This window comes from Kitasatospora sp. McL0602, from assembly GCF_052076145.1.
Classification (GTDB): domain Bacteria; phylum Actinomycetota; class Actinomycetes; order Streptomycetales; family Streptomycetaceae; genus Kitasatospora.
Genome location: NZ_CP197246.1, coordinates 1,907,104 through 1,923,839, shown reverse-complemented (window position 1 = coordinate 1,923,839; position 16,736 = coordinate 1,907,104). Strand labels below are relative to the sequence as shown.

The 16,736-nt window shown below is 69.8% G+C and carries 10 protein-coding genes; 2 read left to right on the top strand and 8 right to left on the bottom strand.

The window, feature by feature from the left end; translation table 11 throughout:
* Positions 1-25: 25 nt before the first annotated feature.
* From ACR68M_RS08820 to ACR68M_RS08795, 6 genes are all read right to left on the bottom strand, one after another.
* Positions 26-1,312 carry a 6-phospho-beta-glucosidase gene (locus tag ACR68M_RS08820; protein ID WP_441249885.1) on the bottom strand — a complete coding sequence of 429 codons (1,287 nt, stop codon included), beginning with the start codon at positions 1,310-1,312 and terminating at the stop codon, positions 26-28.
* Positions 1,312-2,202 (bottom strand): carbohydrate ABC transporter permease, encoded by an 891-nt coding sequence (locus ACR68M_RS08815; protein WP_441249884.1) that lies wholly within the window; start codon positions 2,200-2,202, stop codon positions 1,312-1,314. The genes ACR68M_RS08820 and ACR68M_RS08815 overlap by 1 nt, the downstream gene beginning before the upstream one ends.
* Before the next feature lie 3 nt (positions 2,203-2,205).
* Complete coding sequence (locus tag ACR68M_RS08810) at positions 2,206-3,171, bottom strand: carbohydrate ABC transporter permease (protein WP_441249883.1); 966 nt, start codon at positions 3,169-3,171, stop codon at positions 2,206-2,208.
* A 10-nt stretch (positions 3,172-3,181) separates the two neighbouring features.
* A complete protein-coding gene (locus ACR68M_RS08805; RefSeq protein ID WP_441251549.1) occupies positions 3,182-4,501 on the bottom strand; it encodes an extracellular solute-binding protein in 1,320 nt (439 codons plus the stop codon).
* Between the two features lie 138 nt (positions 4,502-4,639).
* Entirely contained in the window at positions 4,640-5,827 is a 1,188-nt protein-coding gene (locus tag ACR68M_RS08800; RefSeq protein WP_441249882.1) for an ROK family transcriptional regulator, read from the bottom strand.
* A gap of 203 nt (positions 5,828-6,030) precedes the next feature.
* Positions 6,031-7,143, bottom strand: a complete 1,113-nt coding sequence (locus ACR68M_RS08795; protein WP_441249881.1) for a mechanosensitive ion channel family protein — start codon at positions 7,141-7,143, stop codon at positions 6,031-6,033.
* Positions 7,144-7,475: 332 nt separating this feature from the next.
* Here ACR68M_RS08795 and ACR68M_RS08790 point away from each other — a divergent pair, with 332 nt between their 5' ends.
* Positions 7,476-8,117, top strand: coding sequence for an HNH endonuclease (locus tag ACR68M_RS08790; protein WP_441249880.1), 642 nt, complete (start codon positions 7,476-7,478; stop codon positions 8,115-8,117).
* A gap of 130 nt (positions 8,118-8,247) precedes the next feature.
* On the opposite strand, the gene ACR68M_RS08785 is transcribed toward ACR68M_RS08790, so the two are convergent.
* Complete coding sequence (locus ACR68M_RS08785) at positions 8,248-11,757, bottom strand: beta-N-acetylglucosaminidase domain-containing protein (protein WP_441249879.1); 3,510 nt, start codon at positions 11,755-11,757, stop codon at positions 8,248-8,250.
* 76 nt (positions 11,758-11,833) lie between these two features.
* Between ACR68M_RS08785 and ACR68M_RS08780 the strand changes: the two genes are divergently transcribed.
* Complete coding sequence (locus ACR68M_RS08780) at positions 11,834-12,049, top strand: hypothetical protein (RefSeq protein ID WP_441249878.1); 216 nt, start codon at positions 11,834-11,836, stop codon at positions 12,047-12,049.
* Between the two features lie 349 nt (positions 12,050-12,398).
* On the opposite strand, the gene ACR68M_RS08775 is transcribed toward ACR68M_RS08780, so the two are convergent.
* On the bottom strand, positions 12,399-16,385 hold the full coding sequence (locus tag ACR68M_RS08775; RefSeq protein WP_441249877.1) for a LamG-like jellyroll fold domain-containing protein: 3,987 nt from the start codon (positions 16,383-16,385) through the stop codon (positions 12,399-12,401).
* Between the last annotated feature and the right edge of the window lie 351 nt (positions 16,386-16,736).

The following is a 16,736-nucleotide window of genomic DNA, read 5'->3' as shown; positions in this document are numbered from 1 at the left end:
AGGTGGCGCCTGTGTCGCGCCGGGTTCACGCCCAGCCGAGGTGTGCGCGGTTGTGTGCCAGCAGCCGGTCGGTGAGCTGGTCCGCGAGGTCCAGCTGGCCGACCAGCGGGTGGGCGAGCAGGGCGTCGAAGACCCGGTCGCGCCCGCCCTTGAGGGCCGCCTCCAGGGCGAGCTGCTCGTACGCCGTGACGGCGGCGATCAGGCCCGCGTAGAGCGGTTCGACGGGCCGCTGCGGGAGCGGCCGGACTCCGGCGGCGTCCACCTCGGCGGGCACCTCGATGACCGCGTCGTCGGGGAGGAAGGGCAGGATGCCGTCGTTGCGGGTGTTGACCACCTGGACGGAGTGGGTGCCGCCGGTGCCGAGCAGCGCGGCGATCAGCTGGACGGCGGCCTCGGAGTAGAACGCGCCGCCGCGCTTGCCGAGCAGCTCCGGCTTGGTGTCGAGCGCCGGGTCGGCGTACATCTCCAGGAGCTCGCGCTCGATCGCCGCGACGGCCGACGCGCGGGAGCCCTTGACCTTCAACTCCTCGACGACCTGGTCGTGCTGGTAGAAGTAGCGCAGGTAGTACGAGGGCACCACGCCGAGCCGCTGGATCACCTGCAGCGGCAGCAGCAGGTCCTCGGCGATCTCCCGGCCGAAGCCGCCGAGCAGCTCGGGCAGCACCTCGCGGCCGGTGGTGGCGCCGGGGGAGTCGAGCAGGGTGACGCCGCGCTCCCAGGTGAGGTGGTTGAGGCCGACGTGGTCGAGGCGGATCAGCTCGGGGTCGACGCCGAGGTGGCCGGCGAACTTGCGCTGGAAGCCGATCGCGACGTTGCACAGGCCGACGGCCTTGTGCCCGGCGGTCTGCAGGGCGCGGGTGACGATGCCGACGGGGTTGGTGAAGTCGACGATCCAGGCGTCGGGGTTGGCCCGGCGGACCTGCTCGGCGATGTCGAGCACGACCGGCACGGTGCGCAGCGCCTTGGCCAACCCGCCCGCGCCGGTGGTCTCCTGGCCGACGCAGCCGCACTCCAGTGGCCAGGTCTCGTCCTGGTCGCGGGCGGCCTGTCCGCCGACCCGGAGCTGGAGCAGTACGGCGTCCGCGCCCTCGACGCCGGCCGCGAGGTCGGTGGTGGTGGTGACGGTGCCGCCGTGGCCCTGCTTGGCGAAGATCCGGCGGGCCAGGCCGCCGATCAGTTCCAGCCGGTCGGCGGCCGGGTCGATGAGCACCAGCTCGGCGATCGGGAGGGTGTCGCGGAGCCGGGCGAAGCCGTCGATCAGCTCCGGGGTGTAGGTCGAACCGCCCCCGACGATTGCCAACTTGAGTGACATCAGCCCTTGACCCCTGTCAGTGTCACGCCTTCGATGAAGGCCTTTTGCGCGAAGAAGAAGAGCACGATCACCGGGGCCATCACGAGCAGGGTCGCTGCCATGGTGAGGTTCCAGTTCGTGTGGTGGGCGCCCTTGAAGGAGGCGAGGCCGTAACTGAGCGTCCAGGCGCCCGGGTTCTCGCTGGCGTAGATCTGCGGGCCGAAGTAGTCGTTCCAGCAGTAGAAGAACTGGAAGAGCGCGACGGCGGCGATGGCCGGCTTGGACATCGGCAGCACCACCCGCAGCAGGGTGCGCAGTTCGCCGCAGCCGTCGATCCGTGCGGCCTCGACGTACTCCTTGGGGATGGTGAGCAGGAACTGCCGCAGCAGGAAGATCGAGAACGCGTCGCCGAAGGCCATCGGGATGATCATCGGCCAGAGCGTGCCGCTGAGGTGGAGCTGCTTGGCCCAGAACAGGTACATCGGCATGACGGTGACCTGCGGCGGCAGCATCATCATCGCGATGACCGCCATCAGCGAGAGGTTCCGGCCCCGGAAGCGGAACTTGGCCATCGCGTACGCGACGGGGAGGCTGGAGACGACCGTCAGCACGGTGCCGAGCCCGGCGTACACCAGGGTGTTGCGCCACCAGGTGAGGAAGCCCGGGGTCTGCCAGACCTTCAGGTAGTTGCCCCAGTGCCACTCGTGCGGCCAGATCTCGGAGGTGAGGGCCTGCTGGTCGGACATCACCGAGGTGAGCAGCACGAAGACGAACGGCAGCACGAAGAAGAGCGCCGCCGCGAGGGCCATCGAGCGGGTGGCGACCCAGTGCAGGGCGGCCCGGCGGCGCGCCACCTTGGCGGCGGCGGTGCGTCGCTCGACGGGCAGGGAGAGGGTGGAGCTCAGAGTCATGGCTCAGTCCTCACTCGCCATGAAGCCGGAGCCCCGGCGCAGCAGCAGGGAGGTGAAGGCCATCGAGATCGCGAACAGCACGATGGCGACGACGCAGGCGGAGCCGTAGTCGAAGGTCTGGAAGCCCAGGGTGTAGACCATCTGCGGCAGCGTCCAGGTGGAGCCGTGCGGGTAGCCGGGCTCGAAGGACTGGCCGGAGCCGCCGATGACGCCGCTGGCGACCTTCCCCGCGATGATCGCCTGGGTGTAGTACTGCATGGTCTGGATCACGCCGGTGACCACGGCGAACATCACGATCGGTGAGATGTTCGGGTAGGTGACGAAGCGGAACTTCTGCCAGGAGCCGGCGCCGTCCAGCTCGGCCGCCTCGTACTGCTCCTTGGGCACGTCGAGCAGGGCGGCCATGAAGATCACCATCAGGTCGCCGATGCCCCAGACGGCGAGCATGGTGAGGGCGGGCTTGGACCAGGTCGGGTCGTTGAACCAGCCGGGCTGCGGCAGGCCGAGGTCGCCGAGCAGGTGGTTGACCGGGCCGGTGCCGGGGTTGAGCAGGAAGGCGAAGGCCATCGTGGCGGCCACCGGCGGGGCGAGGTACGGCAGGTAGAACATGGTGCGGAAGAAGCCGACGCCGGTCTTCAGCTTGGTGATGAGCAGCCCGATCCCGAGGCCGAAGGTGACGCGCAGCGTCACCATCACCACGACCAGCCAGAGCGTGTTGCCCAGGCCCTGCCAGAAGAAGGGGTACTTGTCGAAGACGAAGTCCCAGTTCTTCAGGCCGGAGAAGACGGGGGTGGTGAAGCCGTCGTACTGCATGAAGGAGAAGTAGACGGTGGAGATCAGCGGGTAGAGGAAGAAGACGCCGAAGCCGATCAGCCACGGCGAGAGGAAGGCCAGGGTGCGGGCAGCCTCCCGGCGGCGCTTGCGCTTGAGCGCGGGCGCCACCGGGAGCTTGGTGCTTGCAAGTGCCATGACGTGCCTACTACTTGGCCTGGTTGACGGCCGCGTCGATCTCCTGGGCCGTCTTGGTCAGACCTGCCTGGAGATCGGTCTTGCCGGCTTCGTACGCATAGCCGAAGTTCTGCAGGCTGGTCTGGTACGCACCGCCGTTGATGCTGGCGGGGGTGGTGTTGGAGGCCGGGTTCTTCGCGACGTCCAGGAAGGTCTTGAACCTCGGGTCGGCGTCGAGCTTGGGCGAGCTGAGCGCCTCGATGGTGCTCGGCACGTTGTGGATGGCGTTGGCGAAGCTCACCACGGCGTCGGTGTTGGTGGTCAGGTACTTCACCAACTCCCAGGCGGCCGCCTGCTTCTGGCTGGTGCGGGCGATGCCGATGATGGTGCCGGTCTGGTAGCCGCGGCCGTAGCTGGCGGCCTGGTCGTCCGGCACCGGGAAGGGCGCGGTCGCCCAGTCGAAGGCGACCTTGTCGGCGGCCAGCGAGGCCGTCCGCCACTCGCCGTCCATCGCCATCGCGGTCTGGCCGGTCTCGAACGGGTTCTTGGCGCTGAACTCGTCGCCGAAGGAGGCCCGGAACTTCTCCAGCTTCTCGAAGCCGCCGAGCTTTTCGATCAGGCCCTTCTGCCAGCTGAACATCGCGGCGACCTTCGGGTCGGTGGCGATGCTCGACTTGCCGTCCGGGCCGAAGTACGAGGGGTCGTACTGGCCGAGCAGGTGCGCGGGGTTGGTCTCGTAGCCGTGGAGGACCGGCATGAAGCCGAGCTGCTTGTAGCCGTCGCCCTGGGCGATGGTGAGCTTGACGGCGTCGGCGTCGAACTCGCTGAGGGTCTTCGGCGGCGCGGCGATCCCGGCGGCGGCGAAGGCGGCCTTGTTGTAGTAGAGGCCGTACGCGTCGCCGAGCAGCGGCAGCGAGCACTGGTTGCCCTCGAACTGGCTGTACTTGAGCATCGCGGCGGGGAAGGTCTTCGCCGGGTCGATGCCGTCCTTCTTCAGGAAGGGCGCCAGGTCCGTCCACACCTTCGCGGAGCAGAACTTGCCGACGTTGTCGGTGGTGAAGGAGGAGACCACGTCCGGGGCGTCCGGGCCGCCCGCCCGCAGCGCCTGCTCGCTCTTGTCATCGGCGATGTTGTCGACGACCTTGACGTGGATGTTCGGGTGGGCCTTCTCGAAGGCGGCGATGTTGTCGTTGATCGCCTTGGTCTCGTTGTCCTGGTTCCAGCCGTGCCAGAAGGTGATCGTCACATCCTTGCCGGAGGCCGAATCATCCGTCGTGGAGGGGGCGTTGGTGCCGGTGCAGGCGGTGGCGAAGAGCGCGATGACGGCGCTGCTCGCGGCGGCGGCGAGCATCCGGCGGGATCTGCGGGGGGTGTGCACTGGAGGGTCCTCCTGGAGGTACGGGGGCAGGCTTCATCGCCCGTCCGCCCGTGCTGGGGGATGGGGGTGGTGCGGGTGCTGGCGTGGTGCGGGTGTTGGCGTGGCGCAGGGTCAGTGGGTGGAGAACACGGCTTCCCGGGCGGTCGCGAGCGCGCGTTGCAGCGCGCCGTGCAGGACGGGCGAGCCCGGGACAGAGCTGCACCGCACCTCCGGCCGGGGGATGGAGATCCCCGCCAGGGCGTCCTGGACGAGCCCGCGCAGGCGGTCGCCGCCGGCTGTCGGGATGCCGCCGGAGATCACCACCAGTTCGGGGTCGACCACCGAGACGATCACGGCCAGCCCGACGGCCAGCCGCTCGGCCAGGGTCTCGAGGAAGCGGTCGCCCGCCCCGGGCGTGCGCAGCGCGAGGGTGACGGTCTCCTCGGCGGTCGCACCGGCGATGCCGTGCTCGTGGGCCAAGCTGAGCACGGCCGGGGCCCCGGCCAGTTCCTGGAAGCCGCCGGAGTTCTTCCGGCGGAGCTTGTGGACGACGGGCGCGCCGGGCACCGGCATGTAGCCGACCTCGCCCGCGCCGCCGGTGAAGCCCCGGTGCAGCCGCCCGGCGATGACGATGGCGGCGCCGATGCCCTCCTCGACCCAGAGCAGCACGAAGTCCTCGCAGTCCTGGGCGGCGCCGAAGGACTGCTCGGCGATGGCGGCCAGGTTGACGTCGTTCTCGATGCTCACCGGCGTGCCGAGCGCGGCCGTCAACTCGGCCGTCAGGCGCGGCGAGTGCCACCCGGGCAGGTGCGAGGCGTAGCGCAGCTTGCCGCTGACGGGGTCGAGTGCGCCGGGCACGCCGATGACGATCTCGCGCAGGCTCCCGGGGGCCAGCCCGGCCTGGCGGACGGTCTCGGCGACGGTCTCGGCCGTCCGCTGCGGGGTCTCGGCAGCGGGCCAGCCCTTGGTGGGCACGACGTGCTCGGCGAGGGTCTGGCCGGTGATGTCGGCGACGGCGACGCGCACCCGGGTCGGTGTGACGTCCAGCCCGGCGACGTACCCGCAGGCCGGATTGACCTGGTACAGCTGGGCGTTGGGGCCGGGGCCGCCGGCCGTGGTGCCGACGGGCACGACCAGCCCGGCCGACTCCAGCCGGGCGAGCAGCTGCGAGGCGGTGGGCTTGGAGAGCCCGGTCAGGCTGCCGATCTGGGTGCGGGAGAGCGGGCCGCCGGCGAGCAGCAGCTCCAGCGCGGCGCGGTCGTTGATGGCGCGCAGCAGGCTGGGAGTCCCGGCGAGGGGGGTGCGGGTGGTGTCGGTCACAGCCCGATCCTCCTCTTTCGCTCCCCCGTGGCGCCGCGCGGGGGTCCGGTGAACTGTTAGGAAACTTTCCAGTCGCTTCGAGAAGGAAGGTAGATCCCGGGTCTGCGGGGTGTCAATGACCCGGGGGCGGCTGGATGCCGAAGCGTTACCGGAAACGGCCGAGCCCCGCCGCGAGGGCGAGGCTCGGCCGTACTGCCGCGCTGTCACTTGGTGTCGGGCTGCGGCTCCGGCGGCTGCACGGGGATCGGCTTGGTGGCCTGCGAACGCACCGAGGCCGGGTCGGCCAGCGCCGAGGGTGCCGCCGTCTCCACCGCCGGGGCCGCCACCGCCGGCACGGCCTCCTCCTTCAGCTTCACCCCGGCCTGGTCGAAGGCCGTCTTCAGCTGCTGCCGCAGGGCCCGCACGACCACGCCCGACTTGCCGGGCGTCGTCCGCGCCTCGACCCGCAGCACCACCGAGTCGGCGGCCACCGACTCCACCCCGAGCACCTTCACCCGGCCCCAGATCAGCTCGTCGTACGGGGTCTCCTTGGCGAGCTGCTCGGTGGCGTCCCGGATCAGCTCCTCGACCCGGTCGAGGTCCTCCTTGTAGCCGACCTGGACGTCGACCGTCGCCGTCGACCAGCCCTGGCTCATGTTGGCGATCCGCTTCACCTCGCCGTTGCGGATGTACCAGATCTCGCCGTTGGTGCCGCGCAGCTTGGTGACCCGCAGCCCGACCTCCAGCACCGTGCCGGTGGCCACCCCGGTGTCGATCTCGTCGCCGACGCCGTACTGGTCCTCCATGATCATGAAGACCCCGGAGAGGAAGTCCGTCACCAGGTTCCGCGCGCCGAAACCGATCGCCACACCGGCGACCCCGGCGCTGGCCAGCAGCGGCGCGAGGTTCACCCCGAGGGCAGACAGCACCATCAGCGCCGCCGTCCCGAGGATGCTGAACGAGGCCACGCTGCGCAGCACCGAGCCGATCGCCTCCGAGCGCTGCTGGCGCCGCTCGGTGTTCACCACCCCGCTGTTGGCGAGCAGCCCGCCGATCCGGCCGAGCTCGGCCTCGCTCTCCGAGTGCCTGGTCATCCGCGTTATGAACTGGGTGATGAGCTTGCGCACCACCGCGCGCAGCACCAGCGAGAGCAGCACGATGAAGACGATCCGGAGCGCCCCCTCGACCCAGCCCTGCCAGTTGGCGCCGAGCCAGCCGGCGGCCTGCCGCGTGGTGTCCGAGACCTCCGTCGCGCTGGTCGGCACCTTGAGGTCGTTCAGGCGCGGCAGGGGGTCGGCGGGGCTGGGGGAGGCGTCGGCGAGTTGGCCGGTGAACACGTGCGGAGCCTTTCCTGGCGGAGAACGCAGGGCGCGGCTCAGTTTATTGGCTGCCCCGCACCGGCCGGTCCCGGGGCAGGGTCCAGGTCCGGGGTCGGGCCCGAACCTTTTGGGACGGAACGGCCGAAAACCCGGTGCCGGTGGTGCATCATGGCCACTGCCTGGGCATATCCCATGTATCCCATGGAGGAGAACCCGCATCAGGTCCGTTACACAGGAGTGGTGGCGCCCCACAACACCGTGAGGCGACACTGGTGGAGATCGCGGCGGAAGCCCGGTCACCCGCTCGTCCCGGCGCGAGCCACGCGCCGCAGGCGTCCAAGGAGGCATCCGTGCCGCATGTCCTGGTCCTCAACGCGTCCTACGAGCCGCTCGGCGTCGTTTCCATGCGCCGCGCACTCATCCTGGTCCTCAACCACAAGGCGGTCAGCCTGGAGGACTCGGGAATCACTCTGCACAGCGCCACCAGCGCCGTCACGGCGCCGTCCGTCGTCCGACTGACCCGCTTCGTGCGGGTCCCGTTCTGCGGGCCCGTCCCGCTCACCCGCCGCGCACTGTTCGCCCGTGACCACGGGCGCTGCGTCTACTGCGGGGCCGCCGCGACCAGCGTCGACCACGTCATCCCGCGCAGTCGCGGTGGCCAGCACCGCTGGGACAACGTGGTGGCGGCCTGCCGCCGCTGCAACCACACCAAGGCCGACCGGCACCTCACCGAGCTCGGCTGGCGGATGAAGCGCCCGCCCGCGCCGCCCAGCGGCCTGGCCTGGCGGATCATCGGCACCGGTCTCAGAGACCCGCGCTGGCGGCCCTACCTGGAGCCGTACGGCGGGCTGGAGCAGTTCCGCGAGTACGAGCACCACGACCATCCGGACCACCCCGTCGCCCTCCAGGCCACGGCCGTGAGAGCGCACAGCACAGCACCCGTCCAGCACGTCAACCACCGTGGCGAACAGCCGGAGCCGCTCTCCGCCTGACCCGCCGCCCGACAGACAGGGCCTGCCCGTCGATTCCTCGGTACGCCTCATGGGCCGCCGGTACACCCCGATCGGGGAGTGCCGGCGGCCCGCCGTCCGCCTGGCAACTGACGGCTGACGGCTGAAACGGCTACTGGTGGGCGGTCGGGCTCGCCGAGGGCGTGGGCAGCAGCGGCAGCACCGGCAGCGCGGGCGGTGTGGGGAGCCCCGGGAGTGTGGGGAGCGTGGGAAGCACCGGCGGGGGCGTGACAGCCACGGCGTACGCCTCCAGACCGAACAGCGAGTAGCCGTACTTCGTCGCCCGTGAGACGCCCTGCACCCGCAGGTACTGCACCCCGGCCGCGTCGAAACGCACCGTCTCCGTCCCGCCCTTCCCGTCGTCCACGGTGGCCGCGGTCTGCCAGCTGACACCGTCCGCCGAGGTCAGCACCTTGTAGGCGGAGGCGTACGCGTCCTGCCAGTGCAGCACCACCGCGCCGAGCCGGGCGGGCTCCGCCAGCTTCAGCTGCACCCAGGCGTCGTCCACGGCGGGGGAGGACCAGCGGGTCTTCGGGTCGCCGTCGTTGACCGCCGTGGCGGGGAAGGCGGCGGTCTCGTCGGCCGAGGAGCTCGCCACCGCACCGGGCGCGAGATCCGGCCCGCCGGTCGGCGGCACCACCCGGACCTGCAGCACCTGGCGGACGGTGACACCGCCCGCCGTGAAGCTCAACGGCACCTGGTACGTGCCCGACGGCGTGTCCGCCGCCGCGCCGACCAGCACCGGCGCGCTCACCTGCCCGCCGCGCGGCACCGTCAGGGCGGCCGTCGGGGTGACGGTGAGGCCCTTCGCCGCCGCCGGGACCTCGGTCTTCAGCTCGCCGGTGACGCCCTCGGGCCGACCGGACTCGAAGACCGCCTTGGTCACCACCGGCGCCGCCTGGCCCGTCACCACGTCCAGGCGCGGGTCGGCCAGGCTCATCCGGACGGCCGGAGTGTCGGAGTACCAGGGCACCACCTGGTTGACCACCGGCGGCTCGCCGCCCGGCGCCCAGACCAGCCGCATCGCGTCGGCGGCCGCCGGCGCGCCAACCGCCGCCTGGGCGGGCAGCTCGTTGTAGCCGGGCTGCACGGCGCCGATCGCCGTCCAGGTGCCCGCCCGCCGCACCTCCAGCGTCGCGGTCGCCCGCACCGCCGGGTCGGTCAGCACCGTGACGCGGTCCAGCGGGCGGGCCGCGCCCAGCTCGATGGTCAGCGGGGCATCGGCGGCGGTCGGCGCGGCGGCGGCCCGGTACGCGGTGTCGGGGTTGCCGTCCAGCACCGCGCTCGGCGACGAGCCGGGCGCGGCGGCCGGGCCGCCGGTGACCGTCGCCGGGGTGTCGTCGGGCGCGGTGATGCTGAAGTCCCGTACCGCCATCGCCGTCTTCTGCCCGGCGGTCGCCCGCAGCCGGACGGCCTTGGCGACCGTACCGGCGGGCGCCTTCACCACCAGGTTCTTCTGGTTGTGCACCTTGGCCAGCTGCTTCCAGCCGCCCTCGCCCGTGGTGTACTCCAGCACACCGTCGTGCAGGTAGTCGTCGGCCGCCGAGGCGGCGTCCGGCCCGTCGCCCCAGGCGCCCATCAGCACCGTCACACTGCCCAGCGGACGGCCCGGACCGAGATCCAGCCCGACGGCGTCGCCGGTCTGCGGCGGGGCCGAGCTCCAGTAGAAGGTGTCGTTCGCGTCGTCCGCCATCAGCGCCACCGCGTGGTCGTGCGCCGTGCCGAGCGTCGTCGTCGGCGACAGCCCGCCCGCCCGCACCCCCGACCAGCTGTCCGCCGCGCGCAGCGCCCGGTCCAGGAACTGGTCCAGCACCCCCGCGCCGACCGTCGCCCCGCCCGTCCCCGGGTCCGCACGCAGCTGCCGCAGCGCCACCCGGGCCCGCCAGGCCGCCGAGCCGTCGCCGCCACGCTGCGCCAGCAGCATGTCGACGGCGGCCTGCCCGGCCTGCCCGTAACTGCTCAGCCGGGCCAGCCAGGGGGCGGCCTCGGCGCCGACGGCGTCCCCGGCGAGGGCCTGCTGAGCGCCCGCCATCACGGTGAACGCGTCCCGGACGGGCGCCGCGGCCTCCCGCAGCTTCGCCAGATCGGGGGCGTTGCCGCCGGTCGGGTCCAGGGCGGCCCAGAAGTGCTCCAGCAGCGGCGTCAGGTAACCCGACTCGGCCGGGGCCAGCGGCGAGGACACGCTGTTGCCCGCCAGTGCGGTGAGCGCCGCCAGACCGTCCGGGCCGGCCGCCAGCGGGCGCAGCGCGGCCCGCCAGGAGTCGGCGGGGCGGTAGGCGGCCGGGTTCCACGCGAAGTCGGCGGCGGTGGCCAGCGGGATGCGCGAGGCGACGGGCTGCGTCATCGCGGCGCTCAGCAGCACTGCCGAACGGCTCGCCACCTCCGCGTCCCGGCCGGTGTAGGCGCCGAGGTAGAGGCGGTCCGGCGCGGAGTCGTTGACGGGGTAGTTGTCCAGCGTCATCAACGGGTGCCCGAGGGTGCCCGCCGCGTCCGCCGCCTGACCGGCCGTGATCTTCGCGGGGATCACCCCGCCACCGCTCCAGGCGACCTGCACGTCCTTCGGCAGCGCCGCCGCGAGCGCCGTCCGGTACGGCGACGCGCCGGAGCGCTGATACTCCGTCGGCACCACCGAGAGCGGCGCCAGCTCCGGGTGCTTCGCGGCGAACCGCTCCTGCACCTTCGCGGCCAGCGCGGCCTGCGCCTTCGCGGCGGCGGCCGGGCCGGAGCCGAAGTTCTTCCGGTCGACCGAGCAGTGCCACTCGTCGTAGCTGACATCCAGGAACTGCAGCTGGAACGCCCCGAAGCCGAGCGCCCGCAGCTGCTCCAACTTGCCCACCAGTGCGTCGGTGTCCCGCGTCGAGCTGTAGCAGAACGACTGCCCGGGGTCGATCGAGTAGGCCGCCGTCACATGGTTGGCACGGGCCCGCTCCGCGACCCGGCGCAGCTCGGCGGCCTGCTGCTCGGGGTACGCGTCCCGCCAACGGGACAGCCGGTACGGGTCGCCGCCAGGGGCGTAGAGGTAGAAGTTCTGCTTCGTCCGGCCGAGGAAGTCCAGCTGGTCGAGCCGCTGGTCGGTGCTCCAGGGGGCGCCGTAGAACGACTCGGCGGTGCCGCGTACGGGCGCCCCGCTCGGCCAGTCCCGCACGGCGACGGCGGGGAAGCCCTGCCCGTCGCCCGCTGTCTCCGTCGTCGTCTCCGTCTTCGCGAGCAGCTGCCGCAGGCTCTGCGCAGCGTAGAACGTCCCCGCCGGGTCCACCCCGGCGAGCACGATCGCACCGAAGTCACCGCCCACTGTCGGCAGTTGACCGGTCGCCAGCAGATACCCACCGCTCGGCAGACCCACGTACGACGGGCCGTCGGTGTCCTTCCCGCCCGCCGCCACCGTCAGATCCCGCAGCACCCGGTCGGTCGCACCGTCCGCACCCTCGCCGGGGCCCCCGACGTACACCACCAGCGAACCGGGGGCGGGGGTCTGCGAGGACGGCTGCGCCGTGATCTCCTGCGCCCCGGCCGCCCGCAGCAACTGCTTCACGGCCTCGACGGCCGCCGCGTCGGCGTTGTCGGCCAATGCCAGGCCGACGCTCTTCGGGATGGTGACGGGGGCGCCGCTGCCGACCCTCAACTCTTGTGGCGCGGGGTAGATCTGAGGATGCGTCAGACTTCCGAGTCCAATCCCCTCCGCTTCTGCCGCAGCCGCCGTGGCAGTGCTCGCCACCCGGTCGGGCGAGGGCGCCGCATACCCGGGCGAACTCACCAGCAGCCCGCCGACCACGGCCGCCGCCGACAGCGTGGCAGCCAGCTGCAGCGTCGCCCGCCGGGGCCCCCGCCGCCGCTCCGCCCGCACGGACGCCAGCAACGGCTCGGTCCCCTTCAGATCAGCGATCAACCGGTCCGCCGTGCGGGGCGCCAACTGACGCGCCGTCCGCGCCGTGGCCCGCCGAGCCGCCAACGCCGCCGGGTGCCCGAGCACCTCCCGCAACGCGGCACTCCGCTCGATCCGCTCCCTCAGGCTTCGCCCCGCGACAACAGACACACGCGCCCGCAACGGAGCCTCCTCGCACCGACCACCCAACCCACCGGCCACCCCCACCGCCCGAGGGTCCACCTAGCGGCCCAGCCCATCAGGTGGCCGGTCCGGTGTCAACACGCCTGTGGTTAATGTCGGCTTTGTTCCAATGGGGAGATTCGGTTGCCGGAAACAACGAGACGGTGTGGGGCCTGCGGCGAAATGTCGTAGGCCCCACACCATCCAATGGCAGTGGGTCAGCTGCTTGCGAGCTTGGCGGCTTGCTCGTTGGTGAGAGCGAACGGGTAGGCCCGGACGTCCCTCACGGATCCGGTCGCTGCCCCATAGAGTCCGGTTCCCGAGGCGCTGAGCACGCCGCCGATGGTGAGGGGACTCGTCGAGGCGACTGGCGTCGCGTTGTAGGCGGTGCCGACGGCTTTGCCGTTGACGTAGAGCGTCTGCGTGTAGGTGTCCGCGTTGTAGACCCCGACAAGGTGAGTCCATTGACCGGCCACGGCTGGGCCCTGCGCCGAGGGGTACGAGGTGACCGCGTCGTTGCTGGTGGTGGTCGAGAAGCACCAGGCGGTGGGACTGCAGTTGCCGAGGTAGAACGCCTGGTGGTCGGTGGTGGCCATGCCGAGCATGGTCTGAGTCTGGGACAGGTCCGCGAGCTTGACCCAGGCGGAGACCGAGTAGCTCTTGTTTGTGTTTACGGGCGGTTGAACGGTCCTGAAGTAGCTGGCACCGTTGAGGACCGCTGCTTTGTTTGTGCTCCCGCTACTGTCAGGTCCCCAGGTCGGATTGCCGAACGGTGTTGCGTTGTTGAGGTTGGTGGAGTCGTTGGTCGAGCCGTCGAGTTGCCACCGTTGCGGCGAGATCGATGTGGTGCCGATATCGAAGGAATCGCCGAAGCCGGTGAAGCGTGGCTTGCTCCCACCGGAGTTCCATTTCTGGCTGCTTCCACCTGGCCAGACACGGATGCTGCCGGCGCCAGATGTGTTGGCGGGCCCTGCGACCGCCCACAGATCAGGGTAGCCATGGCCGATGAGATCTCCGTCGGAGCCGATGACAGGCCAGTCGGATGGCGAGAGATTGCCGATGGAGATGCTCAGGTCCACGTACTGGAGAGTCGTCCAGTAGATGGGTTCAACGCCTGTGTCGCTGTCTCCTGGAATTCCGCAGCCGTCGAGATCGGCTGGAGTGCAGTACTTCAGCGTGAACGTGTATGCGCGAATGTCGCCGTTACTCGTGCTGCGGCCCCAAATTCCAGGCCGGCCCTGGCCGGCCCAGTCCCCGGAGGAGATGAGCTCGAAGTTCTTCCACGAATCGAAGTTGGTGCCGTCAGGATGGGTCAGATGCACTGGGTTGCCCAGCTGGCCAGTAGCAACGACGGGATAATACCAGAGGCCAGAATCGATGGGAGCAGCCTCGACCGTCAACAGTCCGGTCTTGTTGTTGAAGCCCTGGCTTACCGCATCGGTGCTGGTGATATCGCCCAGTGCAGCGATTGATTGAGTGGTGGACCAGTCCGTGCTGTAGCCGAGGCACTGGGCATTGAGGCTGGACGGTACACACTTGGGCTTCAACAATGGTGTGGGCCCACTGTCGAAGCGTCCTGTTGTTCCACTGGTGGCATTGGTCGTGTAGTAGAAGGCGTTGGAGCTGCCCTTCTTGTGGACGATCAGGTCGTCGACATTCTTTCCCCCAGTGAGGGTGCCGCGATGCGTGATCTGGTAGTCGGTCCAGTTGCCGCCGTCGGTCGGGACATCGTTCGGTCGAGCGGCCAGGCTGGTGGCCGGCGTGACAGCAAGGGGGTTACCTGGGACGGAGAAGGTGCGGAGATATCCGGATTGATCGCGGGTGATGACGTCGGGGACGGTATCCCCGGTGACGTCGCCGAACCGGGGATTGGGTCCGGCCGGGTTCCAGGGCGCGTAGAAGGCGTACTGGGCGACATTGGAGAAGTTCCCGGCGTTGTCCTCGGCCTGGATGAAGAGGATGTTGGTGCCCCAGTGGCCGGGGATCACCGGGAGGCGGTTGTTCGTCGGGAGACTGCTGCACGTCTTCATGTCGTCGAACGACGGGCTGAAGCTCCATCGGAGACAGGCGATGCCTGAGGCGTTGAGTCCAGCTACGGGAGGGCTGTCCACTGCATCGAACGGGACAAAGCCGGGCTGAAGGGCGTACCTGGTGCTCGCCTGGCCGTTTCCGGAGGGTGGGAAGACGCCGTCGGCGAGGTCGGTGTCGGAAAGTCTGTCGTTGGCTGTCTTGATCGTGACAGAGGGTCTGTTGAGGTCGACTTTGAACCCGCACATGGGGGTGGACGGGGAGAGAGCGGTCAGCTTGTCGGTCGCCCAGACACCGTATCCGTACGCATGGCCGTCCTTGATCACACCACCCGGGATGGTGAAACTGGCATTCGACCCGTTCCTGACCAGGTCGGAGTAGCCGGTGACGTCCGGCAGATTGAGGGCATTGAAGTCCCACAGCTTCGTGTAGGAGTACAGCTGTGCCTGGACGGCGTTCATCGACACGGTGGCGTTGATGGTGAGGGCCCCGGGTTGGTCGGAGCCGGCGCCGAGCCAGCCCCAGCTGGCGATCGGGCTGCCGTCACAGGACTGACGGCCGTTGCCGTCGCTGGGGTTCGCCTTCGGCGGGTTGGGTCCTAGGTGCGGGTTGGTCGGCTGGTTGGCGACGTAGTCGTACAGGACGGTGAGCTTGGGCTGATAGGTGAGGCGTTTGTGCGCGAGGGGATCATTCGTACTGCTCGTACGTACGCCGAATGCCATGGCGTTGTGATCCGAGCCGTACTTACGCATAGTGGCCGTGATGTCGTAGCTGAATGCTACGTTGGCGTTACAGCCGCTGTGGCCGGCCCCGGGCACCGGCTGCGAGCCGATCGGGCCTTCAACGTTGCCGGGTTGGTTGTCCCAGTCGACGCCGGGAAAGATCCCGCCAGTGACGTAGAGATCGACGGCGTAGGAGTTGCTGCATGAGAAGTCCGAGGAGCTCCACTCCTCGAGGGTGAGCTGCGCGGAGTTGACGACAGCCCCATGCAGGCTTGACGTATCGAACTGGTAGAAGGTGCGGTAGTCGCCGGACTTCGGTTCGTAGTTCTGGTATCCGATACCTGGATGATCCGAGCCGGAGTCGCCGGACCGCATGTAGTTACTGGTCGACGAGTATCCCGACTGCACCCAGGCCCAGGCGTTGGCGGTCAGCGAGGTCGGCACCCAAGCCGGGTCGACGAAGTACGGGGCAGTGCCGTGCGTGATGATCCCCTGGTCAGGGCTCAGGTCGATGCCTGCGGAACTCGCAGTCACTGGCATCTGGGCGACCTGGGCGCCGAGCCCAGGTCCTTCGGCGCTACTGGTCGGGGAAGCGGTTGTCGGATCTCCCACAGCTGGGGAGGCTAGGCGGCCGCGAACCCGGGGCGTTGCCTGTGTGGCTGGAGCGGCGGCCGGTGTGCTGTCCCACATACGCGGCGCGGGGGCGGCCCAGCGGGCTGTGCCGTCGCTTGCGGTGGCGGCGAGGTTGCCGCCACCGTCGGCGGTGAGCGTGATCCCGCTGGTCGTTGTGTTGAAGTGAAGGTTCTTCAGAGCCGGATTGGTAGCAGCGGCCTGGCTCTTGAGGATGAGCACGGTGGTCAGCCCGCCGAACTCCGTGGCGGTGACCTTCAGGTCCGTGTCCTGTGCCACGGACGGATACAGAAGAGAGCTACCCAGGACAGTGGGCGTGGGTAGCGTGAATGGTGCCGTCAGAGACAGTTGCTTGCCGTCGACACTCGTCATGGTGGCCAGTGGACCGTTGCCGCCCGCTGACAGTTGGAGGCCTGATCCCGGTGCCTTGGGCGAGAAGGTGCCGTCGGCGTTGGCAGTGAGCGTCGCGTCGAGGGTGACCCAGTTGCTGCCCTGCTTGACGCGTTGCTGGTTGGGGTGCCGTGTGAGCCTCAGGTGCCCGTCCGGTGTGGCGACGGTCTCGCTGTACTCGTCGGTGAGCGCCTTGACAGCGACCTCCTTCCCGTCCGCCTTGGCCTGGGCGATCGCGATGTCTGCGGCTGTGCGCGGTGGGCCGGACGCCAGACGGGCAGCGGACGCTGCCGCGATGTCGGCGTCTGTCGGAGCAGCAAGTGCGTTGTCTGCGCGGGCGGTCGGCGTAATGAGGGCGGCGGCCAGCGCGAGAAGGGCCGCGGTCGCGGCCCTTCGGTGTCTGGCTGGGTTCCGCCGTCGGTAGGAAGTAGGCATGGACATTCCCCCCAGGGCGTCGTGATCATCGGGTCTGCAGAGACTTCCGCATGTTCGTGGGCCCCGTACCGGAGGCGCAAGGCTGATTTGGCGTGGGTGGGGTGACTGTGCCTGATATGCCAGGCTAAAGGATGCTATGTATGCAGCGTGAAATGGGTCACAGTGTGCATTCTCCTGAATCTTCGTTGGCACGCGTCTCCAACTGCTCTGTAGAGTGCGCTGGTTCGCGGGCTGACTGGTGAGTTTGCCAGCAGCTGATGTGTCAACTAGGGGGGAGACCTAGTGCTATTGGTCCATGGTTCGAAGCGCTCAAGGAGGTCGAGAGCAGCCCTTGGGGCGCGTTCGCGACTG